The organism is Mycobacteroides sp. H001 (genome assembly GCF_001440005.1).
In the GTDB taxonomy this organism is placed as follows: domain Bacteria; phylum Actinomycetota; class Actinomycetes; order Mycobacteriales; family Mycobacteriaceae; genus Mycobacterium; species Mycobacterium gwanakae.
The window spans coordinates 1-2,060 of sequence record NZ_LJYH01000008.1 but is presented as its reverse complement, the minus strand read 5'-3'; the positions used below and the strand labels follow the sequence as shown (position 1 = coordinate 2,060).

The 2,060-nt window shown below is 67.6% G+C and carries 1 pseudogene; it reads right to left on the bottom strand.

The annotated features are described in order from the left end of the window. A pseudogene (locus AOT83_RS27730) lies at positions 1-2,060 on the bottom strand (hypothetical protein); the annotation flags it as partial.

The window sequence follows — 2,060 nt, the reverse complement described above, 5'->3', positions numbered from 1 at the left end:
CCGCAGCCGCATCCGCAGCCGTCTGCGCCGCCGCCGCATTCTGATCCGCAACCGTCTTGGCCGCCGCCGCATCACCGGCAGCCTTGTTGGCATCCGCCAACGCCTTATCCGTCACCACCTTGGCTGCAGTGGTATCGGTGACAACTTGCTGGGCGTCTACGACCTTCTGATCGGCGAGGGTCTTGGCCGCCGCCGCATCGCTGGCGGCCTTGTTCGCATCGGCCAACGCCTTATCCGTGGTGACCTTCACCGCCGCAGCCGCATCCGCAGCCGTCTGCGCCGCCGCAGCATTCTGATCCGCTACCGTCTTGGCGGCCGCCGCGGCAGCAGCGGCATTCGTTGCGTCGGTCAATGCCTGGTCGGTCACTACCTTGGCGGCAGCGGTGGTGGTGACGGCCTGCTGCGCGGTGCTGACCTGTTGCGCTGCGGCTGTGACGTTGTTGTTCGCGGTGTTCGCGTTGGTCTGTGCGGTATTGCGCGCCGCGATCGCCGCGGGCTCCTGGCTGATGGCCGTCGCCGCCGCGGCATCGGCAACGGTCTTGGCGGCAGCGGCGTTATCGGCGGCGGTCTTGGCGGTCGCTTCGGTGGCCTGCGCCTGAGTCACTGCCGCGTTGCCTGCCGTGAGCCGCTGCTGGGCTCCGGCCAGGAGGGTGCCCAGGGATGCCAGGTTGGCGGCGATACCAATGAGGTTGGTTGTGTAGTAGGTGACGTCTGCCTGCGCCTGATCGCGCTGCTGCTGCGCCGCAACCGTGGCTGCGTGAGCGTTTTGATAAGCGGTCTGCGTGCTCTGGGCCGTCGCGGCTGCGGCGGTAGCGTCGTCCTTGGCCTTCTGGATGGCGTCGACGACCTTCTGTGCATCGCTTAACGCCTTGTCCGCATTCACCTTTGCGGCGTCGGCGTTCTGTTTGGCGGTGTTGGCCGCGGTGAGTGCCGCCTGAGCATCCGACACCGCCTGATTGCTTGCGGTGGCATTGGTCTGCGCGGTCGTCAGCGCGGTATCGGCCGCCGCCTTGGCCGAAGCAGCATTAGCAGCAGCCTGATCGGCCGCAGCCTTGGCGGCATCCTTAGTGGCCTTATCCGCATTCGCCGCATCCGACGCCGTCTTGGCCTGCGCCGCCGCCTGATCCGCAGCAGTCTTTGCGGCGTCGGCGTTCTGTTTGGCGGTGTTGGCCGCGGTGAGTGCCGCCTGAGCATCCGACACCGCCTGATTGCTTGCGGTGGCATTGGTCTGCGCGGTCGTCAGCGCGGTATCGGCCGCCGCCTTGGCCGAAGCAGCATTAGCAGCAGCCTGATCGGCCGCAGCCTTGGCGGCATCCTTAGTGGCCTTATCCGCATTCGCCGCATCCGAAACCGACTTCGCCTGCGCCGCCGCCTGATCCGCAGCAGTCTTCGCAGCCAACGCATCCGCCGCCACCTGATCAGCCGCCACCTTCGCAGCATCCTTAGCGGCCTTATCCGCATTCGCCGCATCCGAAACCGTCTTGGCCTGCGCCGCCGCCTGATCCGCAGCAGTCTTGGCCGCGGCGGCATTAGCGGCAGCCTGATCGGCCGCGGCCTTGGCGGCATCCTTGGCAGCCTTATCCGCATTCGCCGCATCCGAAACCGACTTCGCCTGCGCCGCCGCCTGATCCGCAGCAGTCTTGGCAGCCAACGCATCCGCCGAGGCCTGCGCCGCAGCGGCGTCTTTTTGATCGGCAAGGGTCTTGGCCGCGGCGGCATCTGAGGCCGCCCGGCCGGCATCGGCCAGCACACCATCGGCTACAGCCTTGGCAGCGGCGGCGTCACTCGCCGCCTTGCCCGCATCTATTGCCCGTTGGCCCGCCGCCACTGCGGCATCCGCAGCCGCTCGAGCTACCGTATCTGCCTGTGCTGCGGCCTGATCTGCCGCGGTCTTAGCGGCATCCTTGGCCGCCTTGTCAGTATCGGCGGCTGTCTTGGCCGCGGTGGCATCGGCCAACGCTTGATTGCTTGCGGTGGCATTGGTCTGCGCGGTCGTCAGCGCGGTATCGGCCGCCGCCTTGGCCGAAGCAGCATTAGCAGCAGCCTGATCGGCCGCAGCC